Here is a 19,171-nt window from a genome sequence, read left to right as displayed (position 1 = left end):
TACACGAAGGAGTTCGACTATGAACAAGCCAGTCAAGCAGCCCGGCCCTGATCACCCGATTACGATCGAGCCCAATCCGGCTCGCGTCGTGGTCTCCGTGGCCGGCCGCGTCATCGCCGATACGCAGAATGCGCTGACGCTACGCGAGGCGAGCTACCCGGGGGTGCAATACATTCCGCGCAAGGACGTCGACATGTCGCAGCTCGTGCGCACCGAGCACCTCACCTACTGTCCGTACAAGGGTGACTGCTCGTATTACAGCCTCGCCGCTATCGGCGAGCGCGGCGTCAATGCGGTGTGGACCTACGAAACACCGTACGAAGCCGTCGCAGCAATCGAAGGGCATCTCGCGTTCTATCCGGACCGCGTCGAATTGACCGAGCAGAAGGTCTGACCGGAATACGGCAAACCACACTGCCCTGATCGATCAATCGAAGATCAATCGAAGATCAATCGAAGATCAACGACCGGTGCGCCACCGCGCCGGTCATATAACCATCACCCACCGCAATCGCCACGCTTTTTGCGCCCTGCGTAGCGTCGCCGCACGCGTAGACGCCTTTGACGCTGGTCGTCTTCATCCCATCGGTGCGAATCATTTCGCCAAACGCACTGTCATCGATATCGCAGCCAAGCTGGGCCGCGAGTGGACTCGAAAGACGCATACGCGGCCCCGTAAAAATGCCGTCCTGTTCGAAGCGGCGTCCATCTTCAAGCACGATCGTCGCGCGTCCGTCGATCTGGCACACGACGCCAGTTTCGATGCGCACGCCTCGCGCCGTCAGATGATCGACTTCTGCCTGCTCCGGCATTGCATGACCGTTCATGAACAGTGTCGTCGTGCCCCAGTCCGGTAACAGCAGCGCCTGATGCACACCCATCGGACCCGTCGCGATGACGCCGATGCGCCCTTCGTTCAACTCGTACCCATCGCAGTACGGACAGATGAAAACGCTCTTGCCCCAGCGCTCGGCCAGCCCGGCGATATTGGGCAGTTCGTCGGTAACACCGGTGGCGAGAATCAGCCGGCGCGCCGCGTACGACGTGCCGTCTTCGAGTGCGACCTGAAACGCGTCGAACTCGCCCGACGCATGCACGGCATCGCCTTCGATCCACTGCACGGTCGCATAACGCAGCAGTTGCTTGCGCGCGTCCGCGGCGATGTCGGCAGGATGCCGGCCGTCCTGGCCGAGAAACCCATGCGACGCTTCGACGAAGCGATTGCGGCGCTTGCCGCCATCGATCACCAGGATGCGTCGGCGCGCCCGCGCAAGCGGCAGCGCCGCGGACATACCCGCATAACTACCGCCCACGATTACCGCGTCGTAGGTTTCAGGGTTCATCGTGGAGATTCCTGTTCGAGCAATGAGGGATCGTGTTCATGCGTCGGGTGAATTCGGCGGCGAGATCGGCCACCATCACCTGGCCGAGACGCTCCATCAGCAACGCTTCGGCGTCGCGCAATGCATCGCCGAGCACACTGTTGACCGCCTGCTCGACGAGGCACGTAGGCGCGTCGTTGCGATCGCCGATGGCGAAGATCTGCGGTGTGCCGAGCGCGTCGAAGATGTCGCGCAGCGACACGCGCGACAGGTCGCACGACACCGTCCAGCCACCACCGTGCCCCTTCTCCGAGCGCACATAGCCGAGCTCGCGCAGCCCCGCCAGCTCGCGGCGCACGAACGCGGAATGGGTACCGAGAAAGGCGGCCAGTTCGTCCGACGTCAGCGGGACATCGCTGTGCGCCATGTGGAGCAGAACGTGGAGGATCGAGGAAAGTCGGCTGTCGCGATTCATATAACTCCAAATGATACATGAGATGGCCGACAGACGATCGGGTATGCTCCAGCCGTGCGCCGGTCGACCCTGGCCGGCCGTTCGCTCATATGAGGCGCCCGCCAACGGCGCCGTTTTTTGATCCGCAAGGCAACTGCGCGGCAACCGCTACCGCTACCGCGCAAGCTGCCGGAGATGTGTGATGCCGCTTCGTCTTCCCCCCTGTCGTCGCTGCGTTTCTTCGAAGCGGCCGGACGACATCAGAGTTTCAAGCTCGCCGCAGCCGAGCTGAACGTGACGCCGAGCGCGGTGAGCCATGGCATCGTTGGACTGGAAGAGGCGCTCGGCGTAGAGCTGTTCGTGCGGGAAGCACGCGGGTTGTCGTTGACGCCGGCGGGCGCCGACTACCTGTCTTATGTGTCGGAAGCGTTCTCGTTGATCGCGGCGGGCACGCAGCGGTTGCCCACGCGCGGGACGCATCGCGCGATCGCGGTCAGCTGTGCGCCGACTCTTGCGTCGCGCTGGCTGTTGCCGCGACTGCCGGGTTTTCGCAGCCGCTGGCCCGATATCGACGTCACGGTCGACACGTCCCATCGCCAGGTCGGCTTCCCTGTGGACGGTTTCGATTTCGCCATCCGCCTGAGTCGCGTGCCCGTTGCGGGCGCTGCGTGGACCCGGTTGTTCGGCGAGCGGCTGGTGCCGGTGTGCAGCCCCGCCTATCGCGACAGCCTGGTCGACGCACACGGCAACGTCGAACTGCGCCGCGCGACGCTGATACACGTGAGTACCGCAAGCGAGGACTGGCAGGCGTGGCTCGAGCGGACCGCCACCGAGGGCGTCGAACCGACCGGCGGCCTGCGTTTCGACACGATCCAGCTGGCCACCGAGGCCGCGATGATGGGGCTGGGTGTCGCGCTAGGCAGGCGACCGCTCGTCGATCGCGATCTCGCAGCCGGTGCACTGGTCGAAGCCAGCCCGCTGACCGTTGCCGCAGGCACCGTCTACTGGCTCGTCAGCGCCGAGCACGCGGACCGGCGGCCCGACCTGCTCGATTTCCGTCAATGGTTGCTGGCAGAAGCCGAGGGTTTCGAAAACGACCCGCTCGGGTCCGATACGGCAGCCGCTTCGCGCGCGGCGATACGTTAGTCGCTTCGTTCAGCGTGCATCCTTCGATCTGCGCGACGCGACCGAGGGTCGTTGCAAGGCACGAGTAGCGAGCGGTGTCGACATGACGAGCGAAGTGCGGGTTTCGCCGTACAGATTGATTCTCTCGATCAACCGTTCCAGGTCGGCCATATTCGTGGCAACCAGTCGCATGACGTAAGAATCGGCTCCGGTCACGTGGTGACATTCGAGCACCTCGGAAATCGTCTCGAGAAAATTAAGAAACTTCGTTTTTGCAGGTTGAGGGACCGTGATGCCGACCAGTGCACTCACCGCGTAACCCGCCATGGCTGGATTGACGCGAGCCACATAACCATCGATAACGCCGTCCTCTTCGAGACGCTTCACACGCTCGGTCACTGCCGGCACCGACAGATGAACCTGACGGGCAAGTGCCGTATAGGTTATGCGCGCATTCTGCTGCAGAAGCGAAAGCACCTTCCAGTCGAGGTCGTCCATGGTGGAGATTTTTTAAGGTGAAAAGGCCATTTTCCCTTAAAAACCATCTTCAAGAGCGCGCAAGTTTTGCCTACGATGCATCTCCATATCAATGCATATCGCAGGAGCAGGAAAATGTTGTTTGTCAGGTCTATGGCGATCGGTTTCTCCATCGCAGCTCCGGTCGGCCCCATTGGCATGCTGTGCATCCAGCGAACCCTGAGCCGTGGTTTCCGCTCCGGCTTTGCTACAGGCATCGGCGCGGCAGCTGCGGATACGGTTTATGGACTACTCGGCGCACTCGGTATTGCAGGCATTGCGACGACGCTGCCGGCGCTGACCATCGCCCTCAAGATCGGTGGCGGCGTGTTTCTCGTGTGGCTCGCATGGACGATCGCACGTGAGGCATCGCGTGCGCCATCAGTGCTGGTAGAAACGCCGAACACCACGATCGCACGCGACTTCCTCACGACGTTCGGTCTAACGCTCTCCAACCCGATGACCATTCTTTCGTTCATCGGCGTTTTTGCCGCGCTCGGGCCGCTGCCGGTCGGGCAAGCGGCACCAGTGGGCGCGCAGTGGTTCACGGTCTGGCCGATGGTTGCGGGAGTCTTTGTCGGCTCTGCAGCCTGGTGGTTGTGCCTGAGCAGTGTGACGACGGCACTGCGCAGGAAGATGCCGGCCTCGTTCATGCACGGTATCGCTCGCCTGTCGGCTGTCGTAATCGCGATGTTTGGGAGTATTCAAGTGCTCGCCGGGCTCAGTCATCTTCTTTAGAGCGACCAACGTCCGTTCCTGCGCGATTCACAGGCGAACAGGTGAATATCCCTCACCTGTCATCAAAATCTTTTCCTTTGTCGCCCCGCTTGCCCTCTGCCACTATGGCCCAAGGAGGAGGGCGCGATGGCGACAGTGAGGAAAGGACACCTTCTCCCGGCAATTCCCGCGAAGTATCAGGTCGCACTCGTCGTCATTTCCGCGGCGCTCGTTCTCAGCGCCGCGATGGGTATCCGGCAGACCTTCGGGTTGTTCGTCGGCCCGTTCTCCTATGACCGCGGCATTCCCGTCACGCAAATTGCCCTGGCAATCGCCCTGCACAACCTGGTCTGGGGCTTCGCGCAACCGTTCGCCGGTGCAGCCGCCGACCGTTACGGCTGCGCGCGCATCGTCGCGTTCGGCGCGGTGGTCTTCGCAGCCGGTCTCACGCTCGCGGCACTCGTACCGTCGGGTGCGATGCTCGTGGTCGGTATCGGTCTGCTGGTCGGCATCGGCATCAGTTGCACGAGCTTCGGTATCGTGCTGACCGCGGTGGGCCGTGCCGCGTCCGCGGAAAAACGCAGCCTGGCAATGGGTCTCGCAAGCGCCGGCGGATCGCTCGGCCAGGTCCTGATGATCCCGCTCGCGCAAAACGTCCGGCAAAGTTCGGGCATTGCCATATCGCTGCTCGTGCTCGCACTACTGATGCTCGCCGCGGCACCGCTCGGCATCGTACTCGACCGTCGCTCTGCCGCCGATGCAACGCGCGTCGAGCCGCCCGCTGCCCCATTGCGCCAGGTACTCGGGCAAGCATGCCGGCATCGCGGTTTCCGTCTGCTGACGCTCGGCTTCTTCACATGCGGCTTCCAGCTCGCATTCATCGCGACTTATCTGCCCGGTTATCTGTTTCTCTGCCACATGCCGGTCGGCCTCGGCGCGACTGCGTTAATGCTGATCGGCCTGTTCAACATGCTGGGTAGCTGGGCGTGCGGATGGCTCGGCGGACGCTTTCGTCAGCAGTACGTGCTGGGGTGGCTGTATCTGATTCGCGGCGTCACCATCGGTGCGTTCTTTCTGCTGCCAAAAACGTCTCTGTCGGTCGTGATCTTCGCCGCCGTGATGGGCCTCACGTGGCTCGGCACCGTACCGCTGACGAGCGGCCTCGTCGCCAAGGTGTTCGGCACACGCCATCTCGGCACGTTGTTCGGTGTGTGTTTCCTGAGCCATCAGGTCGGCTCGTTTCTCGGTGCGTGGTCGGGTGGCTTCGTGTTCGATACGACCGGTTCCTATTCGCTGGTGTGGGGTGCCACCGCACTGGCCGGACTGTTCGCCGCGTTGCTGCACTTCCCTATCGACGACACCACCGCGCATGCGCCGCGCCTGCCGGTTACGCCGGCTCGCGCGTGAACCGCGTAGCAAATCGCCGCTTGCCGCGCGCGTCCTCGATTCAACCTGAACCACCCGGAGCAAACAGATGAGCGACGCCGCACGACCGATCGGCTTTATCGGGCTTGGCGCCATGGGCGAACCCATGGCGCTGAATCTGGTGAAAGCCGGCACGCCGCTGCTGGTATGGAACCGTTCGCCGCAAAAGACGGCGCCGCTTGCCGCTGCCGGCGCGCAAATCGCCCACAGTGCCGCCGATGTATTCGCGCGCGCGGACATCGTATTCCTGATGCTGGTCGACGGCGCTGCGGTCGATGCGGTACTCGACCGCCGTGGTCCGGACTTCGCCTCGCGCGTCGAAGGCCGGATTGTCGTGCACATGGGTACGACTTCGCCCAGTTATTCGCGCGGGCTCGAAGCCGATATTCGCGCGGTGGGCGGGCACTATGCCGAAGCACCTGTGTCGGGCTCGCGCAAACCCGCCGAAGCGGGCCAACTCGTCGCGATGCTCGCCGGCGACGCCGGCACGACCGCGCGCGTGCGTCCGGTGCTCGCACCGATGTGCCGCGAAACGATGCTCTGCGGCAGCGTGCCGAACGCGCTGCTGATGAAACTGGCGGTCAATCTGTATTTGATCTCGATGGTGACGGGTCTTGCCGAGGCCGTGCATTTTGCCGATCGTCACGGGCTCGATACGGCGCAGCTCGTCGCGATTCTCGACGCCGGCCCGATGGCGAGCGATGTATCGCGTGTGAAGGGACCGAAGCTCATCGGTCGCGACTTCGCGGTTCAGGCTGCGATCTCGAACGTGCTGGAAAACAATCGGCTGATTGCCGAAGCCGCGCGCGATGCCGGCATCGCTTCGCCGTTGCTCGATGTGTGTCACGCGCTGTACAGCGAAACGCTGGCGCTCGGGCATGGGGGCGCTGACATGGCGGCCGTGCTGACGGCGATCGAGGCGCGCACCGACAGCCCGAAAGTGACAAAGAGATCCGCGGGGGTATCGGGTTAGTCGCGTAGCATCACGAGGTCTGGTTTTCCCGGCAAGCCCGGATGTGACAAATCTGCTCACGGCGTCGCGCCAGCTACATGCAATACTGCGCGTTGTTACATCGCCCGAAGACCTGACCTCCGCAAAACCTGCCACGCATACGATGATCTCTCGCTTCGTTACACCCCGTCTCGCCGTTGCCGCGTTTGCTGTGTCGATTGCTGCCCAAAGCGCATTCGCCCAGCAATCCGGCACAGCATCGTCAACACCGACGCCGGCCTCAACCAAAACCACCGCCTCAGCCTATAACCAGCCGTCTAAAGCGATTCTGGATGTGATGCTCGCGGCGCCGCTGCCAGTTCCGGTCATCAGCCCAGGCGCCGACCGCGCACTGCTCGTCAGCGCGCAGGAATATCCGTCCATCGCACGCGTGGCGACGCCGTTCCTGCGCCTTGCAGGCGTGCGCGTCGAACCCGCCAATCGCAGCCGGCACGACACGCCGGGCGGTTACGGCATCCCGGCGTGCGCGACCCGTTTCGAACTGGTGCCGTTCGCGACCGATGCGACTGGTGCAACGCGGCCGATAGCGTTGCCGCCCGGCGTCTGCGCGACGCGTCCACGCTGGAGTGCCGACGGCAAGCGCTTCGCATTCGAAAACGTGACCGCCCATTCCGTCGACCTGTGGATCGGCGACGGTGAAACAGGCGCAGTGCGCCGTATTCCGGGCGTGCAGTTGAATCCGATGCTCGGCGACGATCTGACGTGGATGCCCGATCAGACCTCGCTGCTCGTGAAGATGATTCCGACGCACCAGGGCCCACCGCCGGTTGCCACCGACGAGTCGGTCGGCCCAGGCATTCAGGAATCCGACGGCCGGCGCGGCCAGAGCAGCACGTACGAAGCGCGCGACACGCTCAGGAACGTCCACGACGAAGCGCTATTCGACTATTACGGCACCTCGCAGCTCGCGCGGATCGACACACGCACGCTCGCCGTCACACCGCTCGGTGCACCCGCGTTGTTCGACGGCATCGCACCGGCGCCGGATGGGCAGCACGTGCTGGTGTCCACGATCCAGCGGCCGTATTCCTACGTGACGACCGCCGAGCGCTTCCCGCACGATTACACGGTGTGGGACATTGCGAACCGCACGCAGATCGCAACCCACCTGATCGTGTCGCGTCCGCTTGCCGACCGCGTGCCGGTCTCCGGCGTGCCGCTCGGGCCGCGCGATTTCTCATGGCGGGCAACCGAACCGGCTACGCTCGTATGGGCCGAGGCGCTCGACGGCGGCGACTGGAACGTCGATGTGCCTGAGCGCGACAAGGTCATGATGCTGAAGGCTCCGTTTAACGAAGCGCCGCGCGAACTGACGCGTCTGCACCAACGTTACGCAGGCTTCGGCTGGACCTCGCAAGCGGATCTCGCGCTGCTCTCCGAGTACGACAACAACCGTCACTGGCAGCGCACCTTCATGGTCGACGTCGACGCTCCGCAGGTCACGCAACGCGTGCTGTGGGATCTGTCGAGCGACGAACAATATGCGGACCCCGGCGCACCGGTCACGCGCATTCAGCCGAACGGCTTTCGCGTGATCCGCATCGACGACGGTGCGATGTTCCTCAACGGGCAAGGCGCATCGCCCGCCGGCAACCGGCCGTTCCTCGACCGGCTCGATCTCGCGACACTCAAAACCGAGCGCCTGTTCCGCAGCGACAAGACGGCTCTTGAGTCGTTCGTTGCGTTCACGGGCTCGGGCACCCAGTCGTTCCTGACCTGGCGCCAGACGCCGCTCGATCCGCCGAATCTGTTCCAGCGCACGCTCGGCACCCCGGTCGACGCGCCGGCCGGTGAAGCGCGCTACGCGTCGAGCGAGACTGCCGTCACCCATCTCGTCGATCCGACGCCGGTGGTACGTCAGATCAAGAAGCGTCTGGTCAAGTACAAGCGCGCCGATGGACTCGACCTGTCGTTCACGCTGTACACGCCGCCGGGCTATCGGGAAGGCACGCGCGTTCCCGCGATCCTGTATGCCTATCCGCTCGACTATGCCGATGCGGCGACGGCCGGCCAAGTGAGCGGTTCCGAGCAGACGTTCACGCGTCTGAAGAATTACCGGCTGATGCTGCTGGCCGGCTACGCGATTATCGATAACGTGTCGTTCCCGGTGATCGGCGACCCGAAGCATGCCTACGACACCTACAACGAACAACTCGTCGCCGATGCGCAGGCCGCGGTCGACGAAGCGGTGCGGCTTGGCGTTGTCGACCCGGACCGCATCGGCGTAACCGGTCATAGCCACGGCGCGCTGATGACCGCCAATCTGCTGGCACATTCCAGTCTGTTCCGTGCCGGTGTGGCAACGAGCGGCTCATACAACAAGACGCTCACGCCGTTCGGCTTCCAGAACGAGCGACGTTCGGTGTGGCAGGCGCAGGACGTTTATCTGAAGGTGTCGCCGTTCTTCTACGCCGATCAGTTGAAGACGCCCTTGCTGATCGTGCACGGCATGGACGATGCGAATCCCGGGACCACGCCGCTGCAGTCGACGCTGCTGTACGAAGCACTGCGCGGCAACGGCGGGACCACACGGCTCGTGATGCTGCCGCACGAGCCGCACTGGTACTCGGCACTCGAATCGAATGAGCAACTCGTGTACGAGATGGAGCGCTGGTTCGACCGCTATGTGAAAAATGCACCGCCGCGGGCGGCTGCTGCGGCATCGGGGGCATCGGATTCAACCGCTGCAACGATCGCAACGCCCCACGCGCAATAAAACCCATCGCCCGCCGACAGCATGCGCTATCGCATGCCGCCGACGGGCGACGACTGCATGTAAAACGCGCGCTCGCGGCCAGCAAAATCTACATCGGCATGAACGAAAGACACGTGGATCGGTGAGGTCTCGCGCATCGGCCTGCGCTGAAAGACGTTGAAGCAACGGTGCGTCACACCGACATCGCGTGACGAGCCAATCGAGGAACAAGGTTTGCTCACCTCCGCCCGTGTCGTCCCTCACGGGCCTCTCCTCGTTCCGGTAAAAAATCTTTTGGCGCTTTTCTTCAGTTCGACCCTACCCGCCAGGCAAACACGTTACGCGCGTTGTTCGAGAGGTTGATCCTTTGATGAACGACGGTGCCCGGCCCAGAAGCTCGTACTTCAAGCAACTCGACGCGTTACGCGGCATCGCCGCGCTGACCATCGTATTCAATCACCTCTCGATCCTCACGCCGCTGCATTGGGTCTGGAACACGCCGTTGCGTTTTCTTCTGACAGGTCATGACGCTGTCATTCTGTTCTTTATCATCAGCGGGTTCGTGCTGACCCTGCAACTGACTTCGCGGCGAGGGCCGACCTTCGGCCAATACCTGATCAAACGCATCTGCCGGATTTACCTGCCCTATATCGTGGTGCTGGTTTTTACATATGGCGTGATCAGCGTCGTGTTTCACGGCCCCGTTCCGTGGGCAGGTGGATGGGCCAACAGTGCGTGGGACGGTTCATTTTCGAAAGACGATGTCCTGAGCCATGTCACCTTCATCGGCAAATACCACGCCGATCATGTCATCCCGGTGATCTGGACATTGATTTACGAAATGCGGATCTCGCTGTTCTTTCCGCTGGTAGTGTATGTAGCCGCACGCGCGCAGCCGCGTGGGTCGCTTGCAACGGCCATGCTGATATCCGCCGGTGCCTACGTGCTCCTGGTCGCGCGGAGCGCCGAACCGTCAAATGCGAACTTAAGGGTCGCCTGGACCTTGACAGCTCATTACGCGAGCATCTTCATCGTCGGCGCCGTGCTGGCCATTCACCGCGCGCGCTGGCAAGCATGGCTGTCCAGTCGCGCCCGCAAGACGGCGGTCCTCGTTGTATCGCTCGCGCTTTACTTTATGTCGAGGGCCCTACCCGGCATCGCGCCCGATGGGGTCGGAGATTTTCTCTTTGACTGGGGATGCGCGGCAGGCGCTGCGGGAATCATGTGCACCTCGATCGCATCGAGCCGCATCACATCGTTGCTTGAGCTTAGGCCTGTCATGTATCTAGGCTCGCTCTCATATAGCCTCTATCTCACGCACACGGTCGTGCTGCTGTCGATCATCCATTTGATGCCCTCCGCCGATACCGCATGGGTAGCGCTCGGTCTCGCCGCTGCGCTGGTCATTCCAGTCGCGGCTGTCACGTACCACCTGATAGAACGCCCATCGATGATTCTCGGGAAAGCGCTGACGAGACGCAGCGCGCAAGGCGCCGCACCCACGAGTTGACCCCGAAGTTGATGCCGAAGTTGACCCCGCTACCTGCCGCCGCCAGGTAGCAATCCGCGTTCCTGTAGCGGCAGTTTTTCGAATTCGCCTCCGTGTCCCGGTTTGTCACGGGCGCGAATTTTTTTATTGTCAGACGAATATTTTTTTCTCCGATACTCAGTACGCGCTGCCGCCCATCTTGAGCACCGTGTGAGATTTTCATCTCGGCTCTTCCCGGTCGCGAAGCCCCAACGTGATCGCACCCTGCGATCGATGTTATCGAGGCGCTACAGTCAGGAGATCATCGATCATGATCAAGCCACGCATCCATTGCGCATTTCTTGTCGCAATGCTGATCGCTACGATTTCGCCGGCGTCTCAGGCTCAGCAATACACCACCGAGTGGATCGCGAACACGTTTGGGACCAGCACCACTTATGTAGGTAGTGCCGCGCGTTCGATCTGGGTCGCACCCGAAGGTGTCATTTACACGGCGTCGTTCTGGGACGAAAACGAAGGCGGCGTTGCGCTCTACCAGAGCGGCAAGAGCATCGGTTCGTTTGGCCTGCACAACGAGTTCCAGGGCAGCGCCATTACCGGCAATGCCACGTCGATCTTCGTCGCCTTGCAGTCCAGCCGGGTGTACGGAAGCGGCGCGGTGGGACGCTACAACCGCAGCACGCAAACACGCGATCTGCTCATCAACGTCAGCGCCGATACGACCGAGAAACGTGCCGATGTGATCACCGGGCTCGCCACGTCGGGCTCGTTGCTTTACGCGAGCGACCTTCCTGGCAACCGGGTTCGCGTCTATACAACGGCCGGCGTCTGGCAGCAGGACATCAACGTGACGGGCCCAGGCGCCCTCGCTATCGACGGCTCCGGCAATCTCTGGGTCGCCCAGAAAAGCGCGGGCACGATCGCCGAATTCAGTTCGACCGGCGCGCAGCGCAATACCATCCAGATGCCCACTGGTTCGCAACCATCGGCGCTGTACTTCGATGCGTCGACGGGGCTGCTGATGGTCGGCGATGAAGGGCCTGACATGAACATCAAGCTCTACTCCATAGCGGGCACCCCGTCGCTGGCAAGCACGTTTGGCATTCAGGGCGGATATCTCGACAACACGTCTGGGACCAAAGGTCAGGTCGGCGACAAGCGCTTCACACGCGTTGCGGGCATCGGCAAAGACACCGCGGGCAACCTCTATGTGCTGAACAACCCGTGGGGCGGAGGCTGGGATCTCGGCCGCAACGGTGGCACCGACATTCACGCCTATAACAATCAGGGCACCCTGCAGTGGAAACTGCAGTCACTGAACTTCGAGGGCGTCGCCGCGCCTGATCCGGGTACGGACGGCGCCTTGTTCTATAGCGGCACCAACATCTATAGCGGCACCGCGGGCGGAACCTTCGTCGCGAACACCGTCAACCCGATCGACTATCCGTCCGATCCGCGCATCAACATCAACGACACGCAGCGCGATGAACATTTCGGCCAGCTCGTCTCGGTAGACGGCAATCGAATTCTGGTCGCATCCGGACAGAACCCGGCGATCTTCTACCTGTTCCACTTCAACGCCGCGAACGGCTACATCGCAATACCGGATGCGTCGCTTCCGGGTACGGCGTTCAATACGACCGCACCAGTCACGGCAGAATTTTCTCTCGATAGCAAAGGAGATGTCTGGGCCGGTCTCGATCAGACGAACCAGATCTATCACTATCCGTTGGCAGGCTTCGACGCGAGCGGCAAGCCGTCATGGGGCCCCGCGATTGCCCTGCCCATTCCGGCCAGCGTTCAACCGCTCACGCGCATCCTCTACCTCGCGGACAGCGATACGATGATCCTCGCGCAAGGCATTATCGGCAGCGTTGACTGGACGTCGATTGGCACGCGGATCGAGGTGTATCACGGCTGGGCTGCGGGCAACATGACCCACCCCAATCCTGTGTTCACCGTCAGCAACCCCAAGTCGATCACAGCGGCCGGCAATTACCTGTTCGCCGGATACGTCCACACCGTACCCAACATCGACGTGTTCAATCTCACCACCGGCAACCTGGACACCACGCTGATCAACGCCGACACCAGCACCGTGAGCGTCGGTAACGATGTCGATTCGATGTATGGCCTCAGGGCCTACCTGCAGTCGACCGGGCAGTATCTGATCACGAAGGATAACTACAACAACTCCAGCATCATCGTTCATCGCTGGACGCCGTGATGGGTCGGACTCTGGTTTCGCTTTCGGTTACGTGCCGCGAGAAAAGCCGTTGGTGAGAGTCCGGCGCACATAGTTGACCGGACCCTCTACGATCTCTTCGTCGACGCAGACAAAGGAAGCCGGCAGCTCTGGAAACCGTGCGTCTCCAGCGGGCGCGAGGTCTACTTCGGTGAGATAGACCGTGTCGGCATACGGAAGAAACAGGCGGTAGATCTGCTCGCCACCCGCGATGAACACTTCGTCGCGAGCGTCACGGGCAATTGCATTCGTCACCTGTTCCATGGAAGTACACGTCATCGTGCGCGGTGCGATGACAGGCACCGAGCCGACGACGAGCAAGTCGCGATCCGGCAGCGGTCGTCCGATCGATTCATAGGTACGCCGCCCCATCACGACGAGCTGCCCTTCGGTCAATTGACGAAAGTGCCGCTGCTCGCCGGGAATCTTCCACGGAATGTCGTTGCCCATCCCGATCACCCGGTTGCGGCCCATTGCCGCCACCATCGAAACCCGTTTACCGTTTAGCATCGTCTGTCTTGTTTCGGTTAGCCGGCCGCGGCCAGTCTCGCTCGCTGCCGCATCTGTCGTGCGTACCACATCGTCCACAACGTCAAGCCACCGAAAATGCCATAGCCGATAACCGGCGACACAACCAGATATCGCTCGACCGACCATTGCCAGACGAGCCAGCAACGTAACGCGCATTCCCCGACAAGTCCAATACCCCATACCCAGGTCATCAGGCGGATCGACGCGCGCATCTTCGGCCATTTATGCCATCCAGCCTCGAAATCCGCGTCGCCGTTTTCGCGCTCCCTCGCCACCGTGGCGCGTGCAAGATAGAAGATCGCCGGCTTGGTGAACATCAGCGACAACAGGAACACCGCGCCTATCGCTCCCGTCACCAGCGACTCGCGTATCAGCAGCAGGCGTGGACTCCCACCCAACGCCATCATCAGCAGCGACAGCACAATACCGAGCAGAACCAGCGCACTCAACGCATCGACCCGGCGCGATCTCGCGAACTGGACCACGCTCCACACGATGGGCGGAACCCCCGATGCATAGAGCGCCCCGACATCTCCCCAAAGCGGTAGCGCCGCGCGGTACGCGAGCCACGGCAGCAGCAGATTGCACACCAGTTCGACAACGAGACCTGCACGTATTTTCATGGTGCTCCTGCGTTCAGGGGGCTTTAGTCTGGTTCAGGTATTTCTCGATCTCCGCCTTGCGCTGCCTGAGTGGCATCAGATCGTCTTCACGAGCCAGCGGCTGCAAACGGGCAACATCGTCCCCCGCGATCGCGCCTAACTCCGCCGCGTATTCATGCAGTCCTTCGAACAACATCGTGTCGTCGAAACTCCGGTTCTGACGGGTATTTTCGTACGCTGAAATTTCGTCCCCGATAGCGGCGAGTCGTGGATCATTCGCGTCCTTGATTTTGCCCGAAAGAACATCGAATTCCACGGCCTGTAACTCTCCGTAGAGGTGAGCGCCGATAGTGCGGGTCGTCCTCCCTGGGTCGCTCCAGGCCGCGTGCCATGTGTAGACCTCGAAGCCGAGCACGCCCGCGAGTATCAGCACGACAATCGCCGCGCTGACAGCGATCGATCGGTGTCCGGGCGCCTCCGTCTGGAGTGTCTTTGCGAAGTCCTGCGTCATGAGTTCACCCATTCACGGATACATCGATTGACGCACGTAGTTGCCCGCACGCCCGCGTGCCTAACCCGCCTGTGGCCGAAATATGCGTTGCTGGATATCCTCGCCGCGCGCAACGATCGCCGTCGCTTCGGGCACCTCTTCCCACACGCCCGGCAAATCGACGAGCGGTTCGGACAACACGAGGTACGCATCGTCGCCCACCGCCTTGATACGCGGGTCCTCCGGATACAGCTCGTGCAGATGCCTGAACGACGTGCTATGAAACAGCGACCTGGAATCGGTCTCGCTCGAATAGCGGACTGCGATGACTCGCTCGCCGTCCATCGCGCACACGGTCATGGTGATCGGATGCTCGACACCGTGCCGCCTGCCGGTTTCCTCGACGAAGCCCACCATCCGTTCGAGCGCACGGACCGGTTCCTGCTCGAGCCCGAACGTCAGCGCGAGAAAGAACATCAGTTCCGAATCGGTCGAGCCTTCCATGCCCATGAACAACTCGGGCGCGACGGCGAGTATCAGGTCGCGCCGCACCGCCGGGAAATTACGGATCGAGCCGTTGTGCACGAAGAGCCAGCGCCCGTGACGGAACGGATGGCAATTGGTTTCCTGCACCGGTGTGTCGGTTGCCGCGCGGATATGTGCGACGAACCGTCCCGCACGCACCGCGCGCGCAGCCTCGCGCAGGTTGCGATCGCTCCACGCCGGTTGCACGCAACGATAACGAAACGGAATGTCGGTTGGATGTCCGTACCAGCCGACGCCGAAGCCGTCGCCGTTGGTGGTCGTCGCGCCGAGGCGCGCATGCAGGCTCTGGTCGATTAGCGAATGTTGCGCCCTGAACAGCACGGTCTCGAGCTGGATCGGATTCCCCGTGTAGGCAAGCCAGCGGCACATGGTCGGTCTCCCTTCAGTTGGCTCCGCGCACGCCGGCAAGCGGCGCGAGAAATTCCGAAACCCCGGTCAGAATGATCTGCACGCCGATGCACAGCAGCAGAAACGCCGACACACGCAGCGCGACCTTCGTCCCGTCCACACCGAGGTAGCGCGCAAACACCTCGGCGCGGCTGTAGGTCAGATAGATCGCGAACATCACCAGCACGCTGATCGACACCGATGCAACCGCCGACATGACGAACTCCGAGAGCTTGTGCGTGCGGTTCGCGTTCAGCGCGATCGCGGTGGCGATGGTGCCGGGGCCGGTGGTAAGCGGCATCGTCAGTGGAAAGAACGCTTTCGATTTCACGTCGTCCGCGCTCAGTTGCTGGACCGCTGCTTCGTCGGGGCGCCGGTCGGGAGCGTTGAGCATTTTCCAGCCGCTCACCGCCACCGCGAGACCGCCGCCGATGCGCAGCGCCTCCATCGAAATACCGAAGAAATGCAGGATCGGTGTGCCGACGAAGAACGCCACCAGCAGCACGAAGAACGAGTTGATCGCCACACGCCGTGCGAGAGCGGTCCGCTCTACGCTGCTCAGCGATTCGGCGCGGTCGAGAAAAACAAAGGCAACGCCCACCGGGTTGATGATGCTGATCAGTCCGGTGAAGCCGAACAGAATGTCTGGAATCAGGCTATTGATCATGTCGGTGTCGAGTCCACATCGGCTGACCGCTGGCCTGCATCGTCGCTATCGTCGGGATGCCGGCCAGCCGTTTTTTCTTGCGTCGCAACATGCTGCTGCCCGATGCGACGCGCCGCTCAGTGTAACCGCAACGAATCGTCCGCAGCATGCCGCAACGCTCGCTATGGATGGTCACGGCCGACCGCACGACATCTTTCACCCGCCCTTCACATTTTTGACAACCTTTACGGCGCAGAACCATCCGGCATACAGTCGGGGCCGAAGCCCCGCTCGTCCATACGACGCTCAACCCGGTTCCAGGAGTGGTCCCCATGTTCCTTCGCCTGCTCGCCGCGCTGCCGTTTATCGGCATCCTGCTCGGCGTTCCGTTCGTCAACCGCGTCGAGCCGCTGGTGTTCGGCATGCCGCTCGTGCTCGCCTGGATCGTGCTCTGGGTCGTGCTGAGCGCAGTCATCATGGCCATCGTCTACCGTTTCGATCCCGTCAACCGGCAAGCCGCCGACGCAGCCGCCGAGGTCCGCTCATGAGCAGCGCTCTCGTCATCATTGCGGCCGTCACGCTGTTCGCGCTGTATCTCGGCGTACGCGCCCGGCGCGGGCACGACATGAACCTCGAACAGTGGACCGTGGGCGGACGCAGCTTCGGCACGGCCTTCGTGTTCCTGCTGATGGCCGGCGAGATCTACACGACCTTCACGTTCCTCGGCGGCAGTGGTTTCGCCTACGGCAAAGGCGCACCGGTTTACTACATCCTCGCGTATGCCACGCTCGCGTACATCCTGTCGTACTGGATGCTGCCGCCCGTCTGGCGCTACGCAAAAGCAAACCGGCTCGTGTCGCAGCCGCATTTCTTCACGCGCAAATACGCGAGCCCGGCGCTCGGCGTGCTGGTGGCGCTCGTCGGGGTCGCTGCGCTGATTCCGTACCTGGTGCTGCAGCTAAAAGGGCTCGGCATCATCGTTGCCATTACATCGTATGGCGCGATTTCGTCGAGCGCCGCGGTATGGATCGGCGCGGTCGTCGTCACCGCCTACGTGATCGTCTCGGGCGTACGCGGCTCCGCATGGAATTCGGTGGTCAAGGACACACTGATCCTCGCGATCGTGCTGTTTCTCGGCATCTATCTGCCGATCCACTACTACGGCGGCCTCGGCGACATGTTCCATGCGATCGATACCGCGCGGCCCGGCTTCCTGAGCTTCCCTGCCAAAGGCTCGAGCGTGATCTGGTTCCAGTCGACCGTGCTGCTCACGGCACTCGGCTTCTTCATGTGGCCGCATACGTTCGGCTCGGTCTTCACCGCGAAAGACGAGCGCATCTTCCGCCGCAACGCAGCCGTCCTGCCGCTCTACCAGTTGATCCTGCTGTTCGTGTTCTTCGTCGGCTTCGCGGCGACGTTGAAAATACCGGGCCTGAAAGGCGGCGACATCGATCTGTCGCTGTTCCGCCTGACGATCCAGACGTTCGACCCGTGGTTCGTCGGCGTGGTCGGCGCGGCCGGCGTGCTGACCGCGCTGGTGCCGGGTTCGATGATCCTGACGACCGCGTCGACGCTGCTCGCCAACGACGTGTATCGCGGCGGCCTACAGCGCAGTGCGTCCGACGCGACCGTCACGAAGATTGCACGCGTGCTCGTGCCGGTCGTTGCGCTGGTCGCGGTGGCGTTCACGCTGCACGGCGGCGAAACAATCGTCGCCCTGCTGCTGATGGGTTACAGCTTCGTCACGCAGCTGTTCCCGGCGCTGATCTGCAGCCTCGCGCCGCGTAACCGCGCGACGAAGCAAGGTGCGTTCTGCGGGATCGTGGTCGGCGTCGCGGTGGTTGCGGTGACGACGCTGATGCACCTGAGCGTCGGCCAGTTGCTGCCGTTCCTGCCGGAGCCGCTGAAGGACATGAACATCGGCTTCATCGCGCTCGCGTTGAACATCATCGTGTTCGTCGTGGTGAGCGCGCTGACGCAGCCGCGCGTGCAGTCTGGGGAAACCGCTGCGCAGACGCGGGCGTAGTGAGCCGTTCGTCGTGAGTCGTTGGTAACTGTGCGTTGTTAGCGCAATGAGCCGCATGCCATGAACACGGCGTGCGGCTCATTGCGCATCGCACCCGGAATTCACGCTTACACTCAACTTGCCGACCGCCCCGCATCCTTCGCATACAGCGTCGAGTCCGAAAACTTCTCCACCGTCAGCACCCGGCCGACCAGGATCAGCGCCGTCCGCTCGATGTCGGTTGCTTTCACCTTCGCGACGATATCGGCGAGCGTGCCTGACACGCGCTCTTCATCGGGCCAGCTCGCGCGATAGACCACGGCCACCGGACACGTCGCGCCGTAATGCGGCATCAGTTCGTCGACGATGTGCGCCAGATGCCGCACGCCGAGATGGATCGCCATCGTCGCGCGATGCCGCGCGAGGTCGCCCAGCTGTTCGCCGGGCGGCATGTTCGTCTTGCGCGCGAAGCGCGTCAGAATCACGGTCTGCGAGACATCCGGCAGCGTCAGTTCGCAACCGAGCGTCGCAGCCACCGCCGCGACTGCGGTGACGCCCGGCACGATCTCGTAAGGCACGCCCTGTTCACGCAGACGCCGGATCTGCTCGCCGATCGCGCCGTACAGAGACGGGTCGCCGGAATGTACGCGTGCGACGTCCTGGCCTTTGCGGTGTGCCTCGACCAGCAGCGCGACGATCGTGTCGAGATCGAGATCCGCGGTGTTCACCACGCGCTCCGCCGCGTGCCCGTCGAGCACGGCAGACGGCACCAGCGAGCCGGCATACAGAATCACCGGGCAGGTGCGCACGAGACGCTGCCCCTTTACGGTGATCAGTTCGGGATCGCCCGGCCCTGCGCCGATAAAAAACACCGTCATGCCACACTCCGTGATCAGAAAGAAAGAATGAATGGGAAGCTGCGATGAGGCAGCGCTCGTCGAGCGCTGCTCGATGTCGCACGCAC

Annotated in this window: 18 protein-coding genes and 1 pseudogene; 10 read left to right on the top strand and 9 right to left on the bottom strand. The window is 62.5% G+C overall.

The genetic code is table 11. The features are described from left to right. Window positions 1-19 precede the first annotated feature (19 nt). The gene (locus tag FNZ07_RS10990) at window positions 20-394 is read left to right on the top strand and encodes a DUF427 domain-containing protein (RefSeq protein WP_091006181.1); all 375 of its coding nucleotides are present in this window, start codon (window positions 20-22) and stop codon (window positions 392-394) included. Between the two features lie 55 nt (window positions 395-449). On the opposite strand, the gene FNZ07_RS10985 is transcribed toward FNZ07_RS10990, so the two are convergent. Both FNZ07_RS10985 and FNZ07_RS10980 read right to left on the bottom strand, forming a co-directional pair. Beyond that, entirely contained in the window at window positions 450-1,343 is an 894-nt protein-coding gene (locus FNZ07_RS10985) for an NAD(P)/FAD-dependent oxidoreductase (protein ID WP_091006178.1), read from the bottom strand. Further along, a complete protein-coding gene (locus tag FNZ07_RS10980) occupies window positions 1,333-1,797 on the bottom strand; it encodes an Rrf2 family transcriptional regulator (protein ID WP_091006174.1) in 465 nt (154 codons plus the stop codon). The genes FNZ07_RS10985 and FNZ07_RS10980 overlap by 11 nt, the downstream gene beginning before the upstream one ends. 181 nt (window positions 1,798-1,978) lie before the next feature. Here FNZ07_RS10980 and FNZ07_RS10975 point away from each other — a divergent pair. Beyond that, window positions 1,979-2,922 (top strand): annotated as a pseudogene (locus FNZ07_RS10975) (LysR substrate-binding domain-containing protein). Between the two features lie 9 nt (window positions 2,923-2,931). Here the strand turns inward: FNZ07_RS10975 and FNZ07_RS10970 are convergent. Continuing rightward, window positions 2,932-3,399 carry an Lrp/AsnC family transcriptional regulator gene (locus tag FNZ07_RS10970; protein ID WP_091006168.1) on the bottom strand — a complete coding sequence of 156 codons (468 nt, stop codon included), beginning with the start codon at window positions 3,397-3,399 and terminating at the stop codon, window positions 2,932-2,934. Between the two features lie 114 nt (window positions 3,400-3,513). On the opposite strand from FNZ07_RS10970, the gene FNZ07_RS10965 reads away from it, so the two are divergent. From FNZ07_RS10965 to FNZ07_RS10940, 6 genes are all read left to right on the top strand, one after another. Beyond that, complete coding sequence (locus tag FNZ07_RS10965) at window positions 3,514-4,155, top strand: LysE/ArgO family amino acid transporter (RefSeq protein ID WP_091006166.1); 642 nt, start codon at window positions 3,514-3,516, stop codon at window positions 4,153-4,155. Window positions 4,156-4,281: 126 nt separating this feature from the next. Continuing rightward, on the top strand, window positions 4,282-5,541 hold the full coding sequence (locus tag FNZ07_RS10960; RefSeq protein WP_091006164.1) for an MFS transporter: 1,260 nt from the start codon (window positions 4,282-4,284) through the stop codon (window positions 5,539-5,541). 67 nt (window positions 5,542-5,608) lie between these two features. Next, the gene (locus tag FNZ07_RS10955; RefSeq protein ID WP_091006162.1) at window positions 5,609-6,532 is read left to right on the top strand and encodes an NAD(P)-dependent oxidoreductase; all 924 of its coding nucleotides are present in this window, start codon (window positions 5,609-5,611) and stop codon (window positions 6,530-6,532) included. 43 nt (window positions 6,533-6,575) lie between these two features. Then, window positions 6,576-9,287: a S9 family peptidase gene (locus FNZ07_RS10950; protein ID WP_245811268.1), complete on the top strand. Its 2,712-nt coding sequence runs from the start codon at window positions 6,576-6,578 to the stop codon at window positions 9,285-9,287. Window positions 9,288-9,636: 349 nt separating this feature from the next. Beyond that, window positions 9,637-10,776 (top strand): acyltransferase family protein, encoded by a 1,140-nt coding sequence (locus tag FNZ07_RS10945; RefSeq protein ID WP_091006157.1) that lies wholly within the window; start codon window positions 9,637-9,639, stop codon window positions 10,774-10,776. A 289-nt stretch (window positions 10,777-11,065) separates the two neighbouring features. After that, complete coding sequence (locus FNZ07_RS10940; protein WP_091006154.1) at window positions 11,066-12,982, top strand: SMP-30/gluconolaconase/LRE-like region family protein; 1,917 nt, start codon at window positions 11,066-11,068, stop codon at window positions 12,980-12,982. 27 nt (window positions 12,983-13,009) lie between these two features. Here FNZ07_RS10940 and FNZ07_RS10935 read toward each other — a convergent pair whose 3' ends face one another. Genes FNZ07_RS10935 through FNZ07_RS10915 form a run of 5 tightly spaced genes read right to left on the bottom strand, consistent with a single transcriptional unit; the run spans window position 13,010 to window position 16,223 of the window. Further along, window positions 13,010-13,510, bottom strand: coding sequence for a dihydrofolate reductase (locus tag FNZ07_RS10935; RefSeq protein WP_091006151.1), 501 nt, complete (start codon window positions 13,508-13,510; stop codon window positions 13,010-13,012). Between the two features lie 17 nt (window positions 13,511-13,527). Then, entirely contained in the window at window positions 13,528-14,154 is a 627-nt protein-coding gene (locus FNZ07_RS10930) for a VC0807 family protein (RefSeq protein WP_091006148.1), read from the bottom strand. Between the two features lie 13 nt (window positions 14,155-14,167). Beyond that, on the bottom strand, window positions 14,168-14,656 hold the full coding sequence (locus FNZ07_RS10925; protein WP_091006145.1) for a hypothetical protein: 489 nt from the start codon (window positions 14,654-14,656) through the stop codon (window positions 14,168-14,170). A gap of 48 nt (window positions 14,657-14,704) precedes the next feature. Continuing rightward, a complete protein-coding gene (locus FNZ07_RS10920) occupies window positions 14,705-15,538 on the bottom strand; it encodes a class II glutamine amidotransferase (RefSeq protein ID WP_091006142.1) in 834 nt (277 codons plus the stop codon). Window positions 15,539-15,551: 13 nt separating this feature from the next. Next, window positions 15,552-16,223, bottom strand: a complete 672-nt coding sequence (locus FNZ07_RS10915) for a MarC family protein (RefSeq protein WP_091006138.1) — start codon at window positions 16,221-16,223, stop codon at window positions 15,552-15,554. 311 nt (window positions 16,224-16,534) lie between these two features. Between FNZ07_RS10915 and FNZ07_RS10910 the strand changes: the two genes are divergently transcribed. Both FNZ07_RS10910 and FNZ07_RS10905 read left to right on the top strand, forming a co-directional pair. Continuing rightward, window positions 16,535-16,750: a DUF3311 domain-containing protein gene (locus tag FNZ07_RS10910; protein WP_091006135.1), complete on the top strand. Its 216-nt coding sequence runs from the start codon at window positions 16,535-16,537 to the stop codon at window positions 16,748-16,750. Next, on the top strand, window positions 16,747-18,228 hold the full coding sequence (locus FNZ07_RS10905; protein ID WP_091006132.1) for a sodium:solute symporter family protein: 1,482 nt from the start codon (window positions 16,747-16,749) through the stop codon (window positions 18,226-18,228). The genes FNZ07_RS10910 and FNZ07_RS10905 overlap by 4 nt, the downstream gene beginning before the upstream one ends. A 113-nt stretch (window positions 18,229-18,341) precedes the next feature. Here FNZ07_RS10905 and cobM read toward each other — a convergent pair whose 3' ends face one another. After that, entirely contained in the window at window positions 18,342-19,085 is a 744-nt protein-coding gene (gene cobM, locus FNZ07_RS10900; RefSeq protein WP_091006129.1) for a precorrin-4 C(11)-methyltransferase, read from the bottom strand. Window positions 19,086-19,171: the final 86 nt, after the last annotated feature.

It is taken from the genome of Paraburkholderia megapolitana (genome assembly GCF_007556815.1).
In the GTDB taxonomy this organism is placed as follows: domain Bacteria; phylum Pseudomonadota; class Gammaproteobacteria; order Burkholderiales; family Burkholderiaceae; genus Paraburkholderia; species Paraburkholderia megapolitana.
The sequence above is the reverse complement of the archived record's forward strand: the minus strand, read 5'-3'. Positions and strand labels throughout refer to the sequence as shown.